This window comes from Acidisoma sp. L85 (assembly GCF_009765865.1).
In the GTDB taxonomy this organism is placed as follows: domain Bacteria; phylum Pseudomonadota; class Alphaproteobacteria; order Acetobacterales; family Acetobacteraceae; genus Acidisoma.
Window position 1 is genome coordinate 23,267 of the sequence record NZ_LMUQ01000003.1, and the last position, 22,592, is coordinate 45,858.

The following is a 22,592-nucleotide window of genomic DNA, read 5'->3' on the forward strand; positions in this document are numbered from 1 at the left end:
GGTGAGCTGAAAGCGGCTGTAGATCCTCAGCTCGCGCACAGCGGGGGCAGAGGGTTTCAACGCGAATGGGCTGCTGTCTTAGGGCAGCGCGTATCGTCGTAGCACCATTGTCTAGCGCCCCGGACCGCCTTCGGATTGCGGTTCCTAGTGTGACAAGAATGCGCATCGGTCTGAGCGCAGCAGAAGATCTCGCGTCACCCCCCCAAGCAGTGCCTCCCGCAGTTGACTGTGTCCGTACGCTCCAGCGACGATCAAGTCTGCCTGATAGTCGTCCGCAAGGGCTGCAAGGCGGTTTGCATCGTCTTCAGCAGCGGGCACCGCCATAGGCTCCGCCGCGATACCGTGCCGCCCAAGCCAAGAGGCGACATCAGCAACACGGGTCGTCGCTGCCGCCATATCAAGTTTATTTGCGATCTCGACGACACTGACCTGGCCCGCTAAGTTCAAGAGAGGCAGAGCGTCGGCCACGGCCCTGCGCGCCTCCCGCTTGTCCTTCCAGGCGACAACCATACGTCGGACCTTCAACCTATCTATCTCCTCAGGAACGATGAGCAATGGCCGCCCGCTTAGCATCAAAAAACGACCCAAATCTGCGTATCTTGGGTGATAAAGCGGTGAGTGCGCTGAATTTGGTCCTGAAAGGACGAGGTCAGCAGCCCGCGCCTGATGCGCGAGATATTCGAATAACGGTGCGATTGTGATGGACGAGCGCCACTCCAAACTCTTAGCGCGGCCATGAAGCGCGACTTGGAATTCGGCTTCGGCCGCCTCCAAAGCCTTTTGGATCTCCCGGAAATCCTGACCTATCACGTCGGTGGTGCTAAAGCCGTTGTCGTAGAGGAGTTGCAGCGGCTGGCGGGCGGCGATGCCTATCACGTTGGCGTCGAACCGCTCAGCGAGTTCACCCGAGACCCTTAAGAGCCCGGCATTCGGCTCTCCGGCCTTCAAGTGAACCATCAAAGTTGCGTAGGTCATGACGGTCTTCTCCTGTCCGCAACGCGGCTGTTCGGGGGTAGCGCTCGCTCCTCGCAGCCGACAACATCTCCAAGCTGAAGCTCGAGGCCACCCTAGCTGTCGCGCAGAAGCCGCCGCACGGCGGGGCGCGGCTTTGGGCAAAGGTCGGCTTGCTGCAGCATAGCTTGCCGGAGATCGGCAAGGACAGCCTCGGAAACTACTCAGAGTGAGTCTGGTCATCAGTTGAACCATCACGGCGAGGGCCGCGACCTAGTTCAAGCATTGGGCGAGGGTGTCTGAGCGGAAGCGGGCAAGGCTAGATTTCCGTTGCGGCCCACTCGCGAGATCTATCAGCAGGATCGTGCAACCCGCTGCCGAGCATGCTTCGACGGTTTGAGCTGACGAGCGGAACGCTGCGATCTAGGTAATTTCCGACCCTGGGTGACTTTGACCAAGTCGCTTAGCCTTCCTCCAGGCGGCGGCGCGCAAGCGTCTCCTCTTTTGGACACCTTTCACTTGGGTAGGTGCCGAGTTTATCCGGAGGCAGGAGATGATCGAACACAAGAGGATCCGCTGCGGCGGATTACGCTCCAAGGTGATGAGCGCCGAACAGGCCGCCTCGTTCATCACTTCTGGAAGCACTGTTGGGATGAGTGGATTCACGGGATCCGGCTATCCCAAAGCGGTTCCCCTTGCGCTTGCCGAGCATATCGAAAAGGAGCACGCGGTGGGAAGGCCGTTTCGCGTGCGCGTTTGGACTGGCGCCTCGACCGGCCCAGAACTGGACGGCGCGCTCGCCAAAGCGGACGGTATCGAGTTCCGGTTGCCGTACAATTCCGATCCGGTCGTCCGCGAGAAAATCAACAGCGGTGCGATGGAGTATTTCGACATGCATTTGAGCCAAGTCGCACCTATGGCGTGGCAGGGCTTCCTAGGTCCGCTCGATACCGCGGTGATCGAGGTGACAGGCATCCGGCCGGACGGCGCGCTCATCCCCTCCTCTTCGGTCGGCAATAACAAGACCTGGCTTGACCAAGCCCGACACGTGATCCTGGAGGTGAATAGCTGGCAGAACGCCGCCTTAGAAGGGATGCATGATATTTATTACGGAACTGCCTTGCCGCCTAACCGGGTTCCGATCCCTCTGGTCCGCCCGGACGACCGAATAGGCGATCCCTCATTCCGTTGCGATTCCGACAAGATCGTCGCTATTGTGGAAACCTACGCTCCCGACCGAAATCTTCCGTTCGCACCCTCGGATGGCACGGCTCGGGCCATTGCAGGGCATCTGCTGGAGTTCTTTCACCACGAGGTTGCGAAGGGTCGCCTGCCGGCGTCGCTCCTACCCCTCCAGTCTGGCGTCGGTAACATCGCAAACGCAGTTCTCACCGGTCTTCTGGGCAGCTCGTTTGAGAACATGACCGCTTACACGGAGGTAATCCAAGATGGGATGCTGGACCTGCTCACGGCAGGCAAACTCCGTATGGCCTCTGCGACCGCATTTTCACTCAGTCCAGAAGCAGCCGCCAAGCTCAACAGCGAGATGACGAGTTTCAGTGACAAGATGATTCTGCGCCCGCAAGAAATAAGCAACCATCCGGAACTGGTCAGGCGCCTTGGCTGCATCGCCATGAACGGACTGATCGAGGCCGACATCTACGGCAGCGTCAATTCCACGCATATTATGGGATCGCGCATCCAAAATGGCATCGGTGGATCGGGTGACTTCGCCCGCAACGCGTCCATTTCAATCTTTATGACGCCGTCGACAGCCAAAGGCGGCAAGATTTCAGCGATTGTGCCCCAGGCAAGTCACGTGGACCATATTACCCAAGACGTTCAGGTGCTTGTGACCGAGCAGGGATTGGCTGATCTGCGTGGCCTTTCGCCCAAGCAGCGCGCCGTGACGATCATCGAGAACTGCGCGCATCCTGACTACCGTCCTGCATTGTCTGACTATTTCCGCCGCGCTCGCGATCATTCCTACGGGCAGCAGTCACCTTCATTGCCAGGGGAAGCTCTCTCATGGCACCAGCGGTTCATCGATTCGGGATCAATGCTCAGCTGACCCATGGGCGCATCCGAACCTGCTCGCCCCATCTGGCTGCGAACTTTCCGGATGACCAACCTAAGAGGTGATACGCGAGCGCTCGGGTGTTTACATTATGCAGCTCACAACGTCTAAGAATCTCACCCACGTCGAGCAACTGACAGCGTATGCCTTGAATCCTTGACGGCGTGACGCGGCTGGATTTGACCACACCCAAACTGTCCAAAGGTTAGAGCCTATCAACGCTCAGGATTCTTGGCAGCAGTAATCCGATTGGAATGAAGGATAAAGGCGATGTTGGACCTCTATGCTAGCGACTTGATGACTAAAGTCGTATACACGGTCTCGCCCGACGACACAGTATCCGAGGTAGCCAAAATCCTGGCGAAGAACGACATCAGCGCGGCACCTGTGTGCGATGATGGGGGGCAGCTTATCGGCATGGTCAGTGAGGGTGATCTTATGCAACCCTTCACTTCCAGAAATGAAAGTCATCGCGCCTGGTGGCTGACTCTCTTGGCCGAAGGAACCGAACTGGCCCCAAATTTCCTGGAGGATATAAAACGGGGGCAATGGCATGTCCGCAATCTTATGAGCAGCCCAGTCATCACTGTGACGGAGGGTACCACTCTCGCGCAGATAGCCGACCTGTTTGTTAGCCATCGAGTTAAGCGCGTGCCTGTCCTGCGAGACAACAGGATCGTCGGAATTGTAAGCAGAAGTGATATTATCCGTGCGCTGGCGTCCCAGGGCGCCGCGACATCCAAGCTTCGTCGGACACTTGATTGACTTTTCGGGTCAGGTAGTCAGGTAGTCTGGAAGCGGTTGCGGCATAGTGTATCGCGCTGACGGTGGCCGGGATCGACAGCCAGACCGGCTCTGCGCGAAATTCCAGGTGACTGAGAGGCATCGTCTCACAGTGCCAGCGAGGGAATGGGGCCTGCTCTGAAATGCTCGGGGCGGCGCCTACCCAGGCGCGCGACGTCTGGTTCTCGTAACGGAAGCTTTGCCGCACCACCCGGGTTTTAGGACAGCTGTGCCGCGGCATTCGCTCGAGTGCAGTTGGCTCAGCATCAGTCAGACAATGATGATGTCATTCTCGACGTCGGTCGTGCCACGCGCCGACCAGGCTGTGTCACCAGCTATCTGCCGTTCGTGCCAGGAGTGCGCGGTCCCGGTGAGTTTGACGTCTCCGCCCTGCGCCCGAACGGTGATCGTCTTGGGGTCTAGCCACGACCGGTGCAGAGCGCGCGTGATCTCGTTGCCAATGTCCACTGCGTTCACCTGCGCCCTGATCGTGATCTGGTTCGAGAGGCCGACGACACCCATCAGGTGTCTGATATCTTGCTCGGCCGCGTCCTTCTGGAAGTGCCAGTCGACCTCACCGGTCAGAGTAATCCAGCCATTGTCTGCCTTTACGACGACGCTGTCGCGAGGGACAGATGTGTCCCAGGCGAGACGGTCGATCGCAGCTAGCGCGATGTCGCCGTCGTCTCTCTTCATCTCGAACGGCAGATTAACTTCCAATTCTTCGGCCAACGCCTTCACGCCCTTGACACGACTCGCCGCGGACTCCGCCGCGCGCTTCTGGGCGAAGGTGCCGACCTGACCACTGAGGGTAACGACGCCCTGATTGGCTGTAACTCCTATATGAGCAGCGACGACGCTCGGCTCCCAGCTAAGTTCCGCGAGAACCGCCTCTTGCAGCTGACTGTCGGGGGTCATGTCTTCTCCATATTTTAAGAACTGGAGGCGGTGAGGGCCCACCTCTCAATCAAAAATAAGCAGACCGGGCCAGGCCGTGCAGGATCGGAATCTACTCAGTCCCGACGTACGGGCGCATGCAACTACGCTTGTTGGCATCACTTCCAGGCTTTCGTTCGTTGCAATCAGTCCTGATTTAGCCGGCTTGCCGTTTCACCGGCCGCGAGCTCGATGATCTCTTCCGTAATGTCTTCCTGACGTACGAGACGCTGCGTCGTCTGCAAGGCCGTGAGCTGCCGCGTGATTTGGTTCCCTGCCGCCGCCATCGTCTGCATGCGAGCCTCGTTCTCGGCCGCGAAGGCGTGAAGTGCCGCCTCGCAAAGCTGAGCGTGCAGGTAGTCCGCCGTCAGATCGGCGAGCAGCCGTGACGGTGTCAGATTCAGCAGAGGTGGGTTAATACCCGCCGGCGGGTCGAGCGCGGTTGTGTCGAGCGGGAAAAGGTGTCGGCGCTCTACATGGACACCCTGTCCCGGCGTCCATTGCGTGAAGACGGCGTCTAGCCCGTCGATTTGGCCCGTTGCGATCCGGGCATAAAGCGCGTCGACAATGCGATCCGCTAGCTTGGGAATTCCCAGGGAGTGAGAAGGCATCGCACCCTTCCAGCTCACCCGGGCGTTATGTTCGGCCATAGCCGCACTGCCTCGAGTTCCGACGATAAAGAGTTCGCAGAGCAAGAGGTCGGGTCCAACCGCTTGGAGGATACGTTCGCTGAAGGCGCCCGCGAAACCCTGCTCCGCGCAGAATAGAACCAGTGCGATTCTGGTCGAACGACGTTTGACATCGGGATGGGGGGCGGGGATCAACGCGAGCGCTTGCTGGATGGCGGCGGCAATTGCCGAAGCATAGCGGTCAACCGCGGCAAGTTGGTTGCGCGCCTGTTGAACCCGCGCCGCCGCTATGCCGCGCATGGCATTCACAACCGCTCCCAGCTGGTTAATGCCCTCTATGCGGGCTTCGACGGCCGCTAAGCGTTCGGTCATGTCGCCGGGGTCTTCGACTCGGGCGCTCTTTGTTGCGCCGCTCTGGGGGTGACGGCCTGAACGTGGCGCCGAAGCGTCTCCTCGATTGCTTCCTTTTGCGCATCGTCGAGCGAGCCGGATTCCTGGATTGCGTGCACGGCGTCTGCGGCACCTTGGTCGAGTGCGCCAGGCAAGCCCTGCCGGAACCCGACCACGGCCGCAAGCGGGAGCGTATCAAGCAAGCCAGTTTGAACGGCCATGATCAATGCCACCTCATCCGCGAGCCGCAACGGCGCGTGCTGGGGCTGGTCCAGGATTGCCCGGATACGCGCGCCGCGGGTCAGTTGATCTCGGACCCTTGTGTCGGGCATGCCGCCGAAGCGAGTGAAGGTCTCCAATTCCAAGAATTGCGCGTAGTCGAGGCGCAGCGTTTTCGCGGCGTCACGTAGCACATGGGCTTGGGTCTTGCCGCCGACCCTGCTGACACTATTCCCAACATCAAGGGCTGGCTTCTGCCCCTGGTAGAAAAGCTTCGCATCGAGCACAAGCTGGCCGTCCGTGATCGAAATCAGATTGGTCGGGATATAGGCGCTGAGGTTCCCCGCATCGGTTTCCGCGATCGGCAAAGCCGTCAACGAGCCACTGCCTTTCTCCTTCGACAGCTTGGCAGCGCGTTCAAGAAGCCGCGCATGGACGTAGAATACATCACCCGGATAGGCCTCGCGCCCGGGGGACTGGCGTGTCAGCAGCGCGATTTCCCGATGGGTAGCGGCGTGTTTCGTGAGATCGTCGATCACCACCAGTGCGTGCTGGCCGCGATCACGAAAATACTCCGCCATGGTGAAGCCAGCGAAGGGGGCGATCCATTGTAACCCAGGCGAACTCGCCGCACCGGCGACGACGATTATGCAACGCTCCGCTGCCCCTTTGCCGTGGATGGCTTCGATCGCCCGTTGGACGCTCGAACTCTTTTGCCCGACCGCGATATACACGCAGATGATGTCGCTCGTCTTCTGATTGATGATTGTATCGATTCCGATTGTGGTCTTGCCTATGGCGCGGTCACCGATGATGAGTTCGCGCTGGCCGCGTCCTATAGCAAAGAGCGTGTCCACGACGAGGAGGCCGGTTTGGACGGGCTGGACCACAAGGTCCCGGTCGATGATGGCTGGTGCCGGGCGTTCGACGGGTAGCAATGTGTCGGCTGCTACAGGTCCCTTGCCATCGAGTGGTCGACCGAGTGGATCGACAATACGCCCAAGCAGTGCCGGGCCCACCGGAACGCGTACGACGTCGCCCGTACCCCGCACGGAGTCGCCTGCTTCCACCCCGTCAATATCGTCTAGAAGCACGCAGCCAATCCGGTCATGTTCAAGGACCTGCGCAAAGCCGGACTGTCCCCTACTGAACCGAAACAACTCATCAAGCCGCGCATTGGGCAGACCCGAAATTAGGGCGACGCCGTCGCCCACTTCCTCCACCCGGCCGATCTGCTCGGCCATGGGACCGAGAGCGGCCGAGCCGAGCTTGAGGCGGGCACCCTCGAGCCAGGCGTCGGCTCGGATATTAGTCTCGGTTACCATGCCTGATGTCCGCGAGGATTTGGGCGAGATCGGCCCGCCAGCTGTTGTTCACTGTGAAGTGCGGTCCGTGCAACTCGAGCCCCGCGATGAGTGCGGGATCAACCTTGAAGACAATGCGAGGGCACACCCCGAACGCCTTTCCGATCAGCGCGCTGTAGCGCTCCTGCTCGGCCGGCTCAAGTGTTGTCGCACTGACGGCTTCGAGCGCCGTACCGGCTGCCGCCGCGGCTCGCCGCTCAGCCTCTGGCAGACTTCGTATCTCGGCGAGAAGCCAGTCTAGGAAGGCCGCCCGCACGGATGTTTCGTTCAGGCGCCTTGCCAGACGCGCAGCTATTTCAATCGCGAGCTGGCCGGAGCGCTCTGCCCACTCTTTCTCGGTCACAGCACTTTCTTTTTCGATCGCCGCTTTGGCAGTTGCGACGAGCTTCGCCGCATCCGTCTCCGCTTGGGCGAGACGCACCGAGCGCGCCTGCTCTCCAGCGCAGTGCGCGGCGGCCATAACTTTTTCCCCTTCCTGCGTTAAGCCAGCGCGCGTTTTCTCAATCTCCGCGAGGGCGGCTGTCGCCTGCTTGCGCTTTTCATCAGCTTCCGCAAGAGTTTTCTGAGTCGTAGCGCGACGCTGCCCGATCATCGTCGCGACCGGTTGCCAAAAGAACCGTTTGAGCAGCCAGACGAGGATGGCGACATTGACAGTCTGGATGCCAAGAGTCCACCAGTCGATCTTCATGACGTCATTTCAACAGAGGGTTCGCGAACAGCAAAAGCAGCGCAATGACCAGGCAATAGATCGCCATCGTCTCGATCATGGCGAGCCCAACAAAGAGTGTCCGAGAAATGGTGTTCGCGGATTCTGGCTGCCGAGCAATCGCGTCCATCGCTGCCGCCACCGCTCTTCCTTCGGCAAGCGCCGGGCCAATTGCACCGAAGGATACGGCCATGGCGGCCGAAATGATGCTGACGAGGGCTAACCAGTTCATGGTGCCGTCCTTTCGCTGGTAATATCCGATGCCGGCTTCGCTCCGCCAACCGCGCCGGCAATGAAGACCATCGCCAGGATTGCAAAGATATAGGCTTGGACCGCCCCTGTCAGAAGGTCGAGGGCCATCAAAGGAATTGGAACCAAAAGGCCGGCGAGGGAAAGCACGATGCCGATGACGAAGACCCCGCTCATGACGTTGCCGAACAGGCGAACAAGCAGCGAGAAAGTGCGCGTTATGCTCTCGATAAAGTTGAGCGGGATCATGATCGGGCTCGGTGTGGCGAAGGTCGCGAGGTAGCCGCGAACACCACCTGCCCGTAACCCGAACCAGATCACCGCTAGGAACACCAGCAATGCGAGTGCGGCGTCTGTTTCGAGGTGGGCCGTCGGCGGCTGAACGCCCGGGACCAGAGAGGACCAATTGGAGACGAAGATAAAAGCGAAGAGTGTGCCGATGAAGGCGCGATAGCGGGCGGGCTCAACCTCCATTGTATCACGGATTTGGCCGTCGACCGTGTCAACGATGAGCTCGAAGGTCGCCTGGGTTGGCGACGGCACGAGCGACAATCGGCGGGTTATGAGAAGGCCGCCCAAGAGCATCACCGCCATGATCACCCAAGTCGTTACTACGCCCGCAGTAATCGGCACCGGACCTAAATGGAAAAGCGCGACGCTGATGAGGGGCGACTTCATAGTTAAGCGCCCCTCATTCGCCGCATCACACCGGCGCGAGCAAACAGGATACCGAGTGCCATCGCGAGTAACGGCGGCGCACCTTCTAGACTTGCCAGCATCAAGCAGCCGGCGAGGAGCATGAAGCGGCCGATCATGAAGGCGATGCCTGCCGACAGATGCCTTGACCCGGCAAATAGCCGTGCGTTCCACCAGAGGCCGCGGAAGTAGAGCATACCGAGCGCGATGCCGGCGGCGAGGTATGCAATAAGGCTGAGGATCAGCGCCCAGAGCGGCTGACCGGCAAAAGCTGGGAAGTTCATGAGCGTTGCATCCATTTCCAGGCGGACCAGCAGCCCAATGCCGCTCCAAGCATGAGAAGTGGTGCGGTGCAGAACAATCCGGAATGAAAGCTTCTATCTAGCCATCGACCGGCGAAAACGCCTATCAACATTGGCACGACGATGATCCATCCGAGCACGCCGATCTGGGCGAGACGTTGCACAACGGGAGATTCGCCTTCCCGCAACCAATTCTGGTTGCGCTTTCCCCGTTGGCGAACGACTTTCACGAGCGGATCTTCGTCAGGTGTGAGCTTCGGCGTCGTCATGCCAAGCCCGCATTGTTACTACGCCAATCCGGCCGAAGATGGCCCACGATCTGGCGGATGGCCGTCAGCTGCAGGCGGGTACTGTCGATCCGTTCGGCTCGCTCAGCCTCAATGTCGGAGCGGAACTGCGCGAGGATCCGTTCGTCCAGGACGGCGAGATCGTCCCCGGTCACCGCTTCGCGCGTGGCGACCGCAATGTTGCAACCACCGGTAACCGAGAGGACGCCGCGGCGCACAGCGCAGTAGTGCTTGGAGCCATCACTGCTCTTCCAGCTCACGACGGACAATGCGAGGCTGGTAAGGAAGTCGGCATGGTGGGACTGGATCCCGAAGCTACCGCTCGCATCCTCGGCGCGCAGCAGCACTACGCCCTCCTCGTCTATGACTATCGCGAGCGGCGTCGTTATCCGCAGTTTCATGAGGAGGCAGCAGTCTTCGTGGCCGCGGCTTCTTTTTGGCGGGCTTCTTCAAGGGTTCCGATCATATAGAGGGAAGCCTCTGCCCAGTCATCGGCCTCGCCGTCGAGGATGGCGCGACACCCGGTGAGGGTGTCAGCGCGGCTGACGCTTCGACCAGGGGTGCCGGTAAAAGCTTCCGTTACAACAAAGGGCTGGCTCAAGAATCGCTGGAGCCGGCGCGCGCGCTTTACGATCAGTTGATCACTTGCACCAAGCTCTTCTACACCCAGGAGAGCTATGATGTCTTGAAGATCCTTGAAGCGGGCGAGCGCCTCCCGCGCGCGTTCGGCAGTTGCATAGTGCTCCTCGCCCACCACAAGCGGATCCAGCAGCACCGAAGACGAGGCGAGTGGGTCGATAGCCGGATAGAACCCATCAGCCGCCAACGTGCGCGACAGCATGATGATGCTATCCATGTGACTCGAGATGGTTGTCACTGCCGGGTCGGTAAAGTCGTCGGCCGGCACGTACACTGCCTGGATAGCAGTGACCGCGGCGCCGGCGACTGATGCGATACGCTCCTGAAGGGAGGCAACTTCACTCGCCAGGGTCGGCTGGTAGCCAACGCGAGACGGCAGGCGGCCCAGCAGGCTAGAGAGCTCGGCGCCCGCCTGCACAAATCGGAATACATTGTCCATCAACAGGAGTACATTTTGATGCTTTTGGTCGCGGAAATATTCCGCGATCGTGAGCGCGGTCAATGGTACTCTCCAACGCGCGCCGGGAGGTTCGTTCATCTGTCCGTAGACCAGCACCGTCCGCGCGAGCACGCCAGATGCCTGCATGTCGGTCAGCAATTCGTGGCCTTCGCGTGACCGTTCGCCCACTCCAGCGAAAACTGAAATGCCCTTATATTTCTCGACCATCGCATGGATTAGCTCCATGACGAGCACGGTCTTGCCTACACCGGCGCCGCCGAACATAGCGGCCTTTCCGCCCTGAGCCAGAGGCGCAAGAAGATCGATCACTTTAATTCCAGTCTCAAATACCGCGGTGTTCGAGGTCTCGTCTTCAAGCCGGGGCGGCGGATTGTGGATGCCACGCCGGGGAGTGCCTGGAGGGAGTGGAGGTCCTCGATCGCGCACCGTGCCGATTACATCGAGTAGACGGCCCAGAATCGCGTCTCCGACGGGAACCAGGACGGGGGAGCCGGTCGATCGCACTACTGTGTTGCGCGCCAGACCTGCCGTGTCCTGGAGTGCAATGCCGCGGATCGTGCTGGGGTCTAGGTGGCTATGAACCTCCAAGACCAGCGGCTCGGGCCGTTTCCAATCGATGACGAGAGCGGTGTTTACTGGAGGCAGTGCGTATCCACAAAAGCTTACATCGACCACTGCCCCTCGTACCGATCTCACGGTTCCGACCGCCGGGACGCTCGCCGGATGTTGGCCTGGCGCGGTGACAGGCGTGCTGGCGCTGCTGTTCATGCGGACGCGTGCTAGCCCCCGTCGTGTCTGATCGATTTGGCAGCGGCCTGGGTCGTCGTCTGGATCACGTGGTATGCCGATTCTTCGTCGCTTAGTCCGGGCATCCGATCATGCCTTGCTCTTCCGTCACTCGAACATGCTTTTGGGCAAATTATCTCAAACTCCGCCGCATCACGGCCTTGGCGGGCTCCGGCCAACGTCACCAGACGGGATCGGGGAACACGTTTCTACCTCAGGGCTCTTTTCCCCTTTGCGCACGGGGATAGGTAGCCTCGGAAACTACCTAGACCGCCGACCGACAGTCAGCATGAGGTACCCGCGTCGATGGTTTATGGTCGATATTCTTTGTCGGTTGCTTCCGGCTAGGCAGCTAGGGGCAGCGGGCGCCAGAAGCCGGCGCATCCACCGCGTCTACTGCGACGCGGTCGCGTCCGCCCCGTTTAGCGGCATACATAGCGGCGTCGGCGCGCTCCATCAGGTGTGCCAGGTCATCGCCCGTGCCGAAGGCGGCCACCCCGATACTGACGGTCGCAGACACTAGCCCCGACGGAGTTTCGAAAGGTATAGACGCCACAGCACAGCGTAGTCGCTCTGCAAGAAGCTTTGCCTCCGGGAGTGAAACCGAGGGCATACAGACAGCAAATTCCTCTCCGCCAATGCGGCCCAGCATGTCCGATCTGCGTACGTTCTCCGCCAATCGGTCGGCTACGCCGAAGAGCACCGCGTCACCGTTCGCGTGACCCAGCCTGTCATTTACTGCCTTGAAGCCATCCACGTCGATGAACGCGAGGCAAGGCCCATTTCTGTGAATATTAAGGCTGACCCGAGCTAGAGAAACGTTGATCTCGGCTTCCGTCAACCGCATCAAGGAGCGACGGTTGGGGATTCCGGTCAGCGTGTCGCGGTCAGCCAGAAATTCCAACTCATCCAGGCGCCGCTTGTCCAGCGTTACGTCACGTTCGATCGCCGCGAAATGAGTGATTGCTCCGCCGGCGTCTCTCAGCGCTACGATCCTAAGATCGAGCCAGTAGGGCGCACCGTTCTTTGCGAAGTTCAAAATCTTCTCGTGCACCGGGCCGCCGGAGCTCAGTGAGCTGCGGATGTCCTTCAGTGTAGCACGGCTCGTGCCTGGCCCTTGCAAGATGCGTGGCGTCAAGCCGATGGCCTCGCCGGCGCTGTATCCCGTCAGCCGCGTGAAAGCCGGGTTCACATAGATGATCGTCGGCCCCGGTGGGTCAATGTCGGGGGTCGTGACGATGATGATGTCATTTGCCGTCTCAGCAATCTTGAAGAATGAGATATCGCCATGGGGTCGTTCCCGACCGAGATTTACGGGGGACTCGATTCTCTCGACGGGCTTTTGATTGGTCATAGTGAACTCACCACGTTGGGAATATTATCAATTTCAAAGCCGTGTGCATGCTTGATCAAGGCGTCCGGAAAATTTCTTGCCACCGTTGAGCTAAAGGAGGGGTGGCTCCGATCCTACAGGGCAGTTAGGGCACCTTGAGCGCAGACATATCCGCATCGAGGAAAATCAATAACCCGGACGTGCCGAGAAACCAAGGCTATCGTCCATGCGCGCCATCAGGCGCTCCTCTACCAATCTGCTCTATTTGCTCCAGCGGACCCCCTTATCCGGCGCGCGATTGTAGGTCCAAATTCAGCCTAAGCCGCAGAAGCCGCGAGCAAACAAAAGATTAGATTGCCAGTGGACGATGCAATTCGTAGTGCGACCCTCCCCATGATGCGCCGCCGGTATCGCGGTTCACAACGGTCCCGATGACATCGAAGCTCAGAGTGGAGTCGACAGCCGGTCGGATCTTGCCAGTTCTGTGTCAGCCTCCGTACGGCCGGGGGTCTTCATCAGCAAACGCGGTGATTTGCGTGACACCAGTGCGACCGCGAACAAGAGGACGCCCGGTACGGCTGCCGCACCTAACATGAGATAACCTCGTGCACCCGAGGCGCTCCACAAAATGCGTCCTGTTTCAACGAGGGAACATCGCTCATTCCTTGCTGCTAAAATCACTGGTCCGGTCCGGCTCGCGCCAAAGAGTATCCCATCACCGGAGCAAGAGGGCGAGACTCGGAAAGTACTCAGAGACCCTTGGCACCGGTCAGCCTGAAATTGCGGCAGAGGCCGACTTGCCGGCGTCAAAGAGTGCGGGCGTCGGGCCTAGCGGGCCGTAATCAATCGAATAGCTGCCTGTTTCAACGTCCGCCCTGCCTGTTTCGGTGGCGGGCGCCGGTATGAGTAGTTTCCGAGGCTGCTCCCGTAGCGCTTTGCGGTCCTATGGTCGGACCAGGCGGTGCTGGTAGGGCACCTTGATCGATGCCCGTGTTCCATTCCGCCACAGGTCCTGCTGTCTCAGGCGGCGGAGCCCGGTCACTGCCGCAGCCAGGCGGCGCAACAGCCAATCATAGCACGCCGCGGACGAGCCAACGGCCCAATGAGACACATACGAGGAGTCGTAACCAATGGACTTGATAACTTCAAAGTTCGATGAATCGACAGTACACCCAGATGAGGCGTTGGCCCCTCGGGAGGCGACGCTCGCGACTGACGAGCTTCTCCTAATGGACGCCTACTGGCGGGCTGCCAACTATCTGTCGGTCGGGCAGATCTATTTGTATGATAATCCGCTTCTTCGAGAACCGCTTAAACTTGCCCATGTGAAGCCGCTGGTGGTCGGCCACTGGGGCACCACTCCCGGCCAGAATTTTATTTATGTTCATTTGAACCGGGTCATTAAGAGATATGATCTGGATATGATATATGTCGCCGGCCCCGGCCATGGCGGTCCGGCACTGGTCGGCAATACGTATCTTGAAGGCAGCTATAGCGAGGTTTATCCGAACGTCACTCAGGACGAGAGCGGGCTAAAGAAGCTCTTCACGCAGTTCTCATTTCCTGGAGGCATTTCTAGTCATGTCGCCCCAACAACCCCCGGCTCCATTCATGAGGGTGGCGAACTCGGCTATTCTCTCAGCCACGCCTTCGGCGCGGCGTTTGACAATCCCGACCTGATTGTCGCCTGTGTCGTCGGCGATGGCGAAGCTGAAACGGGTCCCCTGGCAACGGCTTGGCACTCCAACAAGTTTCTCGATCCTAAGACAGACGGCGCCGTGTTGCCCATCCTGCATCTGAATGGATTCAAAATCAGCAACCCGACAATCCTCGCCCGCGTAGAGCGTGAGGAGCTGGACCAATTCTTCCGGGGCTGCGGCTGGACCCCCTATTATGTCGAAGGTGATGAGCCAGAGGCCATGCACGAGCTCATGGCCTCCGTCCTGCAAAAGGCGGTTGAAGATATTCGGCGCTTTCAAGACACGGCGAGAACCACCCGTGGTGCGACGCGGCCGCGCTGGCCCATGATTGTTCTTCGGTCGCCCAAAGGCTGGACCGGCCCGAAGACGGTGGATGGACTGAAAATCGAGGGCACTTTTCGTGCACATCAGGTCCCGTTGGTTGTGGATCCTGAACACCCGGAGCATGTCGCACAGCTCGAAGCCTGGATGAGGAGTTATCGAGCCGAGGAATTGTTCGGTCCGAACGGCCGGCTAAGAGAGGAATTAGCCGATCTTGCGCCGAAGGGTGACCGTAGGATGGGTTCCAATCCGCACGCTAACGGTGGGCTCCTGCTGCGCGATCTGCAAATGCCGGACTTTAGAGATCACGCGGTCAACGTGCCTTCGCCGGGGGCTGTCGAAGCCCAGGATACCCTTGTACTGGGCACATTCCTGCGCGATGTGATTAAATTGAACGAAGTGGAGCGGAATTTCCGAATTTTTGGTCCCGATGAGACGCTTTCGAACCTCCTCGGCGCCGTTTTCGAAGGCACTAGCCGCCAGTGGGAAGCTAGGGAGGTCGACGACGACGAGTTCTTGGCGCCCACGGGTCGCGTGCTCGACGCTATGCTGAGCGAGCACCAGTGCGAGGGATGGTTAGAAGGATACCTGCTGACCGGTCGTCATGGGTTATTCAATAGCTACGAAGCCTTTATCCGCATCGTCGACTCGATGTTCAGCCAGCACGCCAAGTGGCTGAAAGTCACGTCGGAGCTGCCCTGGCGACGGAAGATAGCCTCTTTGAACTATCTTCTTGCGTCACACGTCTGGCAGCAGGATCACAACGGGTTCACACATCAGGATCCGGGATTCCTAGACCATGTGATCAATAAGAAGGCGGATATCGTAAGGGTCTATCTGCCGCCTGATGCGAATTGCCTGCTATCCACCTTTGATCACTGCCTCCGCAGCCGCCATTACGTCAACGTGGTTGTCGCCGGCAAACACGCTCTACCTCAATGGCTAAGCATGGAAGCTGCGGTCGTCCACTGCACGGAGGGCCTTGGCATCTGGCAGTGGGCGAGCAACGATCAAGATGCCGAGCCCGACGTGATTATGGCCTGCTGTGGGGACACCCCGACGCTAGAGGTTCTCGCGGCTGTGTCGATCCTTCGCAAGCACTTACCCAACCTGAAAATCCGCGTCATCAACGTCGTTGATCTCATGAAACTGCAATCTGAGAGCGAGCACCCGCACGGCCTAAGCGAGCTCGACTATGACGCGCTTTTCACGACGGACAAGCACATCATATTTGGCTTTCACGGTTATCCGTCGCTGGTGCATCGGCTGACCTACCGTCGGACGAACCGCAACCTTCACGTGCGCGGGTACAAGGAGGAGGGGACCATCACAACGGCATTTGATATGCGAGTGCAAAACGATCTTGATCGCTTTCATTTGGTCCAAGACGTTGTGGATCGCTTGCCCGGGCTCGGGAGCAAGGGGTCCTATTTGAAACAGATGGTCAAGGACAAGCTGATCGAGCACAAGCATTACATCGATAAGCACGGACAGGATTTGCCAGAGATCCGGAACTGGAAGTGGGGCGACTCACCATGAATGCAAAAGGGCTTTGGCGCCTGGGCATTTGTTAGTCGTCTACGCGAAGCTTGCTGAAGAGGAACGAAAGCGGTTAGCCGGCTATGCGCGGTTCGAGAAGTGGACCGCGCTCGCTGTTGCCGCCAGCAGGAACCAACGGCCCGTAGCCATAGCTTAGTAATATCCCCAAATCACCGCGTTCCATGCCCCGAAAAAATTCCAATAGGAGCAAGCTGAGTAGAGCAGGATGATAGGCGGCTGGACAAAAATCCCGATCAGCAGGAAGCTCTGTGTCGCGAGATGATGGGCCTGGCACAAGGTTAGACAGTGCGGCAAGATCAGCGGAAACAGGCAGATGGCAATCCGAAGATAGCAGATTACGAACAGCAATTTGCGCTGCGAGTAGGGCTTTGTCTCCGGCTGCGTGGATCCGAGCGCTTGCCACACCTGGCAAGGCGAGAACTGAGACGATTGGGACCGGAGCAACAAGGGCGATGTTCGGCCAACCGAAACAACGCGCGGCGGTATCTGCGTGGGCTTAGGGTGTCCACACACTCACCATGAGGGCAGGTGTCGCTACACCGATGAGGCAGAGGCGACCGCCTCTTTGTCAGCCTGTGAAGAACGGTCCGTCCAGAGTATCAACCGGCCGGCGCCTAGCGGGCCGTATCCGAAGAGCAGCGCGACGCCGGTTGATACGCTGAAGGGCGTGAGCAATCGAAGGAACCGCCCGTGAAGACGTAGCCGTCCGTCTGAAACCCTGGAATGAAGGACCCGAAAATAGCGCCTTGGACTAAGTTGGCGACAATTGTTGGTCTCGACTCCCTTCATTCTGGATACGGATGTTCTCGGTCGCCTAGGCGGCGGCGGGCCCGCTCACCTTCGCCATCATCATCTTAGCTGATTTCTTCGATAGTCATAGGGCGGCTCCTGCATGCGGCTGCTATGCTCGGGCGCTACCTAGAGTCGGTGCGTAGTATGATCTCGCTACATAGCGAGCGCGCGGCCGATCGCCTCGACGAGATCGGGCTCGCGAAACGGCTTTCGAAGCACAACGGAGGTTGGAAAACTTGGATCGCGGCGGCTGCTGCCCGTGATGAAGAGGTGGGGAATTCGTTCTGACTTCAAGATAGTCTGAACGGCAGAGCCTCCATTGCCTTCGCGTAGCTGTCGGTCAACAATCATCAGCCCAGGACGGTGCCGCGCCGCGGCCGCGACCGCATCTGCCTCATTCGTTTCGAGCGCGCAAACCTCATGGCCCATGGCCACAAGCATCTCGGCGATCAGTATTCCGACAATGGCGTCGTCCTCGACGACTAGAATGCGGAGGCCCTTCACGAGACTATAGTCCCAATAATCGTGCGCCTTGGCTGGCAGGCTAAGATGCCACGCGTGGCCGGCATGGTCAGTTCTCCAATCTGGGTCGCCATCGGCGCCGATCTCCACATACGGTGCTCACGCCAAACATCTGTCGGCCAGCTCAGCCAGCCTTACATCCTTGTCCCCACGAAAACAAAAAGAGGGTAGGTTCGGAAATTACCTAGGCGACGGTCTGGCTCGCTAAACCGAGGCCTCGGTTTCCGTCGCCGTCACGCCTTATAAGAATTTGAGAAGAAGAGCGCCGCCCACCCACAGAGCCGTGATAGAGAGCCGGTATGATCCTCATTCCGCCAGCTGCAGTCCCCGGTACACTCTCGGGGAAGCGCGTCCCAGACGAGGATCACCGGCAATCAAATCACGGTGCCTCGCCGGTCGCTGAGACCGACGGCAGCCCGGTCGGTCTCGTGGTCGGAGTTGGAGCTTCGGCGGGAGGTCTTGAGGCCTTCACAAAGTTGCTGGATGCTCTCCCCGGCCAGAGCGGCATGGGGTTCATCGTCATTCAGCATCTCGATCCCACCCATGAGAGCCTGATGGTAGAGCTACTTTCAGCCCATACCCCGATGCCGGTTCTGCAAGCGACCAGTGGGATGATCATCGAGCGTGACCACGTCTATGTCATCCCGCCAGGTCGCTACCTTTCCGTCGCCCAAGGCGTGTTACAGCTTTCGCGACCTGTGGCGCCTCGAGGCGCGCGGTTGCCTTTTGACTTCCTCCTGCGTTCGCTAGCCGAGGAATTTGGCAGTCGCGCCATCAGCGTGATCCTTTCGGGAACCGGTGCCGACGGAAGTCTTGGGTCGCAGACGATCCGGCTTAGAGGCGGTCATACCATCGCTCAGCAGCCTGACGAGGCCGCTTATGACGGTATGCCGCGGAGCGCGATCGCCGCCGGCGTTGTCGACGTCGTGCTTCCGATTATTGATATTCCGGCCGCCTTGATCCAATATGCCGGACAGAGATCACTCCGAATCATTGCCGAGGGGGTTACCCCAGTCCGTTTGCCGCGCGACTGCGTGAATGAAATCATCGAACTTATACGCGCTAGGACTGTTTATGATTTCACGCTTTACAAGCCGGGAACCTTGAAGCGTCGCATCGAGCGACGCATGGCGATGGCGTCTATCCCAGCCGCGGACATGGGACGGTATCTCGCGACCCTTGGCAATGACACGGCGGAGGTCGATCTCCTTGCGATGGACCTACTGATCAACGTGACAAGTTTCTTTCGAGATCGCAAGGTGTTCGAGGTTCTGTCGGAAAGGATCGTACCGGAATTGGTGCGTGCCCATGCCGACAATCAGCCGATCCGCATCTGGATCGTTGGATGCAGCACGGGGCAAGAGACCTATTCCTTAGCCATGCTGTTCCACGAACAGGTGGCAGCGGCAAAGTTGGATATGAGGCTGCAATTCTTTGCGTCTGATGTCGATCCGGAGGCCATAGCGACCGCTCGGGAAGGGCTCTATCCGGCCGCTATCGAGGCCGAAGTCTCTCCGGCGCGTTTGGTGCGGTTCTTTTCGAAGGAAGATCACGGTTACAGGGTTTCGGCTGAACTACGCGGCATGGTGGTCTTCACGGTCCAAAATGTACTGGCTGATCCGCCATTCTCGCGTCTCGATTTGATATCCTGTCGGAATCTTCTCATCTATCTAAGCCCAGAGGCCCAAGCGAAGGTCATATCCGTCGTTCAATTCGCACTCCGCGAAAATGGCGTACTTCTCCTTGGCACCTCTGAAACGATCGAAGAGGCCGATAATCGCTTTTCTGTGATTTCGAAGCCCGAGCGGCTCTATAGACGTGTGGGTCGCGATTTTCCGATGGATGCCGCGTATGCCTCATCAGTCAGTGAAGCCGGCAGGTTTCATCCAAGGCCAGGCCCGGGACCGAAGCTTGCTCGTCAAGTCTCACTCGCTGACTTCGGACGGCGGCTCGTCCTAGAGAAATACGCTCCGGCATCGATCTTGATCAACTACAAGCACGATTGTCTATTTTCCGTAGGGCCCACCGATCGCTATCTACGCGCAACTCCCGAGGAACCAACGCAAGATCTTTTCGCGATGGCGCGGCCGGAAATACGCTCCAAGCTCAAGTCGGCGGTTGATCGAGCCATCCGAGAGAAAACCCGCGTGATCGAGGCGGGCGGACGAGGGAAAGGCAACGACGGTTCGACTTCCTTCAACATCGACGTGCAACCCGTGACGAACGCGGGCGAGGAATTTCTACTCGTTTCATTCGTCAGTGGTCCGTCGCCAGAGGAAAGCCGTCGCGGCGTTCCGTCGCCGCACATGAGTGCGTCAACGGTAGACGACCAGCAGGAACTGGAGAGCACGAAGGCTGAACTGCAGACCGCGTTGCGTGACCTAGAGATCATGGTTGAAGAGCATAAGGCCATTAATGAGGAGGCATTGTCCGCTAACGAGGAGTATCAGTCGACGAACGAAGAGTTACTAGCGTCAAAGGAGGAACTACAATCACTCAACGAGGAGCTGACGGCCTTAAATCATCAATTGCAAGAAGCACTGAGCCGACAGCGCGTAACATCGGACGACCTTCAAAACGTTCTTTATAGTACTGACGTCGCAACCATATTTCTCGACGCCAATCTTAAAATCCGATTCTTCACGCCAGCGACGCGAGCATTGTTTAGCGTTATCCCCAGCGATATCGGACGACCCTTGGCGGACCTCGCATCGCTTGCTCCCGAGGCTTCCATCACGATCGATGCCCAAACGGTCTTGACTAGCGAGACGCTTGTGGAGAGGGAGATCGAAGGGGAGGGAGGCACGTGGTATCGGCGCCGGATATCGCCTTATAGAGCGCATGACGCTAAAGTGGAAGGCGTCGTCATCACCTTCACCGATATAACGAAGCGTATTTATGCCGGAAGGGAACTTGAGGCAGCCAAACAACAAGCCGAATTGGCTAACGTCACGAAGTCGCGCTTCCTCGCCGCCGCAAGCCACGACCTTCGGCAGCCGCTTCAAACGCTCACCCTGCTTCAGGGTCTTTTGGCGCAGAGTATAGAGGGGGAGAAAGCTCAGACGCTTGTCGCCCGTTTAGACGAAACCCTTGCAGCCATGTCTGGCATGTTGAACACCTTGCTCGACATCAACCAGATCGACGCTGGGACGGTTTGCCCGGAAATCGTGACATTTCCAATCAACGATTTGCTCACGCGGCTAAGAGACGAATTTTCCTATCACGCCCAAGCCCGAGGCCTTTCTCTAAGCGTCGTCTCTTGTGGGTTGGCCGTTGAAAGCGACCCCCATTTGCTCGAGCAGATAATCCGGAACTTGCTATCGAACGCAATCAAATACACTAAGCACGGCAAGGTGTTGCTCGGCTGCAGACGGCACGCCACCGGCCTGACCGTTGAAGTTTGGGACACTGGGATCGGAGTGTCCCCAGGCGAGCTTCAGTCGATTTTTCAGGAATATTATCAGGTTGACAATGCAGCGCGAGAGAGAAGCCGGGGGCTTGGTCTCGGCCTCTCCATTGTCAAGCGCCTGGCTGACCTACTCGGTGGCCCCATCCGCGTCCATTCTTCACCCGGGAGAGGGTCAGTTTTTAAGCTGGATGTAGCATTTCCCGCACGTGAACTTGCCGCTACTCCCGTCCGCCATGGCGAGATCGGAGCAAAGGAGCGGGCGGCTGTTCGCCAACTCAGCGGTTCAGTTCTGGTCGTGGAAGACGACACAGAGGTGAGGGAACTCCTCGCGCTTGTATTGCGCGAACAGGGACATCATCCCACAACAGCGTCCGACGGGGTTTTCGCACTTGATCTGGTGACGAGGCAGTTGTCTAAACCGGATCTGCTGATCAGCGACTACAACCTTCCCGGCGGCATGAATGGACTCGAGGTCATCAGACGCCTTCGGGATGTGATCGGTCGTGAGATACCGGCGATTGTCTTGACCGGGGACACTTCGAGCGAGACCTCGAACAGCGTGGCCAGCCAGCGTAGCGTTCAGCTGAATAAGCCGGTAAGGACGGATGAGCTGACGAAGGTCATACAACACCTTCTCAGAGCGTCCCCGATATCCCCAGCCGCGCCGCTCATGCGGGCCGCCGGCAAGCTCGCTCAGCGCGTCTCCCCAATCGTTTTTGTCGTTGACGACGATAGTCATGTGCGTGATGCGATACGTGAAGTGTTGGAGGAGGACGGCCGGATCGCCGAAGCTTTCGCGAGCGGCGAGGAGTTCCTCGCAACCTACCGGCCCGGACGGGAAGCCTGTCTCCTCGTTGACGCTTCCCTTCCAGAGATGAGCGGTCTTGAGTTGTTGCGCCACTTGCGCCGCGGAGGCGACGAGATGCCGGCGATAATGATTACTGGCAACGGCGACGTGCCGATGGCCGTCGAAGCGATGAAAGCGGGGGCATCGGACTTCATAGAGAAGCCGATCGGTCCCAAGGAGCTTTTGGCCAGCGTTGCGCGCGCGCTTGAGGAGGCCGGGGATTCCCATAAACTAATCGCCTCGCGCGCGGCCGCGGCGTCGCAAGTCGCAGGCCTCACTCCGCGGCAGCGCCAGATCATGGCGCTCGTCTTGGCCGGTCATCCCAGCAAGAATATCGCAAGCGACCTCGGCATCAGCCAGCGCACTGTCGAGAACCATCGCGCCTCGATAATGGAGAAGACTGGTGCGACGTCGCTGCCCGCACTGGCACGGCTGGCCCTTGCCGCAGCGCGAACCAAACAGCCGGGGTTTGGAGACGGAAGCGAACAAGAAGCAACGATAACTTGTCTGCCAATCGCTAAGTAGTGTCGATGGCGGTGAGGGCCATTTTCTTGATCAACATGCAACGATTGAAGTGGGTTGATGGTCGGGCCAGATGTGATCCTAGACGAGGGTTCGAAGCCCCTGTCAAAAA

17 protein-coding genes are annotated in these 22,592 nt (G+C 59.0%); 4 read left to right on the forward strand and 13 right to left on the reverse strand.

Annotated elements, in window-relative coordinates; all coding sequences use genetic code 11:
* Positions 1 to 144: 144 nt before the first annotated feature.
* On the reverse strand, positions 145 to 975 hold the full coding sequence (locus GSQ83_RS00095; RefSeq protein ID WP_158800675.1) for a universal stress protein: 831 nt from the start codon (positions 973 to 975) through the stop codon (positions 145 to 147).
* A gap of 529 nt (positions 976 to 1,504) precedes the next feature.
* Between GSQ83_RS00095 and GSQ83_RS00100 the strand changes: the two genes are divergently transcribed.
* On the forward strand, positions 1,505 to 3,022 hold the full coding sequence (locus GSQ83_RS00100; RefSeq protein WP_158800676.1) for an acetyl-CoA hydrolase/transferase family protein: 1,518 nt from the start codon (positions 1,505 to 1,507) through the stop codon (positions 3,020 to 3,022).
* Between the two features lie 276 nt (positions 3,023 to 3,298).
* Positions 3,299 to 3,793, forward strand: coding sequence for a CBS domain-containing protein (locus GSQ83_RS00105; protein WP_158800677.1), 495 nt, complete (start codon positions 3,299 to 3,301; stop codon positions 3,791 to 3,793).
* 288 nt (positions 3,794 to 4,081) lie between these two features.
* Here the strand turns inward: GSQ83_RS00105 and GSQ83_RS00110 are convergent, their stop codons facing one another.
* From GSQ83_RS00110 to GSQ83_RS00160, 11 genes are all read right to left on the reverse strand, one after another.
* Entirely contained in the window at positions 4,082 to 4,729 is a 648-nt protein-coding gene (locus tag GSQ83_RS00110) for a BON domain-containing protein (protein ID WP_158800678.1), read from the reverse strand.
* A 164-nt stretch (positions 4,730 to 4,893) separates the two neighbouring features.
* Positions 4,894 to 5,748, reverse strand: a complete 855-nt coding sequence (locus GSQ83_RS00115; protein ID WP_158800679.1) for a F0F1 ATP synthase subunit gamma — start codon at positions 5,746 to 5,748, stop codon at positions 4,894 to 4,896.
* Positions 5,745 to 7,310: a F0F1 ATP synthase subunit alpha gene (locus GSQ83_RS00120; RefSeq protein WP_158800680.1), complete on the reverse strand. Its 1,566-nt coding sequence runs from the start codon at positions 7,308 to 7,310 to the stop codon at positions 5,745 to 5,747. Before GSQ83_RS00120 ends, GSQ83_RS00115 begins: the two co-directional genes overlap by 4 nt.
* Positions 7,294 to 8,037 carry an ATPase gene (locus tag GSQ83_RS00125; protein ID WP_158800681.1) on the reverse strand — a complete coding sequence of 248 codons (744 nt, stop codon included), beginning with the start codon at positions 8,035 to 8,037 and terminating at the stop codon, positions 7,294 to 7,296. Before GSQ83_RS00125 ends, GSQ83_RS00120 begins: the two co-directional genes overlap by 17 nt.
* A gap of 4 nt (positions 8,038 to 8,041) precedes the next feature.
* Entirely contained in the window at positions 8,042 to 8,287 is a 246-nt protein-coding gene (locus GSQ83_RS00130) for a F0F1 ATP synthase subunit C (protein WP_158800682.1), read from the reverse strand.
* A complete protein-coding gene (locus GSQ83_RS00135) occupies positions 8,284 to 8,982 on the reverse strand; it encodes a F0F1 ATP synthase subunit A (protein WP_158800683.1) in 699 nt (232 codons plus the stop codon). The genes GSQ83_RS00130 and GSQ83_RS00135 overlap by 4 nt, the downstream gene beginning before the upstream one ends.
* A 2-nt stretch (positions 8,983 to 8,984) precedes the next feature.
* Positions 8,985 to 9,284 (reverse strand): ATP synthase subunit I, encoded by a 300-nt coding sequence (locus GSQ83_RS00140; protein WP_158800684.1) that lies wholly within the window; start codon positions 9,282 to 9,284, stop codon positions 8,985 to 8,987.
* A complete protein-coding gene (locus tag GSQ83_RS00145) occupies positions 9,281 to 9,571 on the reverse strand; it encodes an AtpZ/AtpI family protein (RefSeq protein WP_158800685.1) in 291 nt (96 codons plus the stop codon). The genes GSQ83_RS00140 and GSQ83_RS00145 overlap by 4 nt, the downstream gene beginning before the upstream one ends.
* Positions 9,568 to 9,990, reverse strand: coding sequence for a F0F1 ATP synthase subunit epsilon (locus tag GSQ83_RS00150; RefSeq protein ID WP_158800686.1), 423 nt, complete (start codon positions 9,988 to 9,990; stop codon positions 9,568 to 9,570). Before GSQ83_RS00150 ends, GSQ83_RS00145 begins: the two co-directional genes overlap by 4 nt.
* Positions 9,987 to 11,456, reverse strand: coding sequence for a F0F1 ATP synthase subunit beta (gene atpD, locus GSQ83_RS00155; RefSeq protein WP_158800687.1), 1,470 nt, complete (start codon positions 11,454 to 11,456; stop codon positions 9,987 to 9,989). Before atpD ends, GSQ83_RS00150 begins: the two co-directional genes overlap by 4 nt.
* A gap of 370 nt (positions 11,457 to 11,826) precedes the next feature.
* Positions 11,827 to 12,828: a GGDEF domain-containing protein gene (locus GSQ83_RS00160; RefSeq protein ID WP_158800688.1), complete on the reverse strand. Its 1,002-nt coding sequence runs from the start codon at positions 12,826 to 12,828 to the stop codon at positions 11,827 to 11,829.
* A 1,163-nt stretch (positions 12,829 to 13,991) separates the two neighbouring features.
* On the opposite strand from GSQ83_RS00160, the gene GSQ83_RS00165 reads away from it, so the two are divergent.
* Positions 13,992 to 16,367, forward strand: a complete 2,376-nt coding sequence (locus tag GSQ83_RS00165; protein WP_371417930.1) for a phosphoketolase — start codon at positions 13,992 to 13,994, stop codon at positions 16,365 to 16,367.
* A 966-nt stretch (positions 16,368 to 17,333) separates the two neighbouring features.
* Here the strand turns inward: GSQ83_RS00165 and GSQ83_RS00170 are convergent.
* Complete coding sequence (locus tag GSQ83_RS00170; RefSeq protein WP_254065413.1) at positions 17,334 to 17,792, reverse strand: response regulator; 459 nt, start codon at positions 17,790 to 17,792, stop codon at positions 17,334 to 17,336.
* Between the two features lie 386 nt (positions 17,793 to 18,178).
* Here GSQ83_RS00170 and GSQ83_RS00175 point away from each other — a divergent pair, with 386 nt between their 5' ends.
* Positions 18,179 to 22,483 (forward strand): CheR family methyltransferase, encoded by a 4,305-nt coding sequence (locus tag GSQ83_RS00175; protein ID WP_254065414.1) that lies wholly within the window; start codon positions 18,179 to 18,181, stop codon positions 22,481 to 22,483.
* The last annotated feature ends 109 nt before the right edge of the window (positions 22,484 to 22,592 follow it).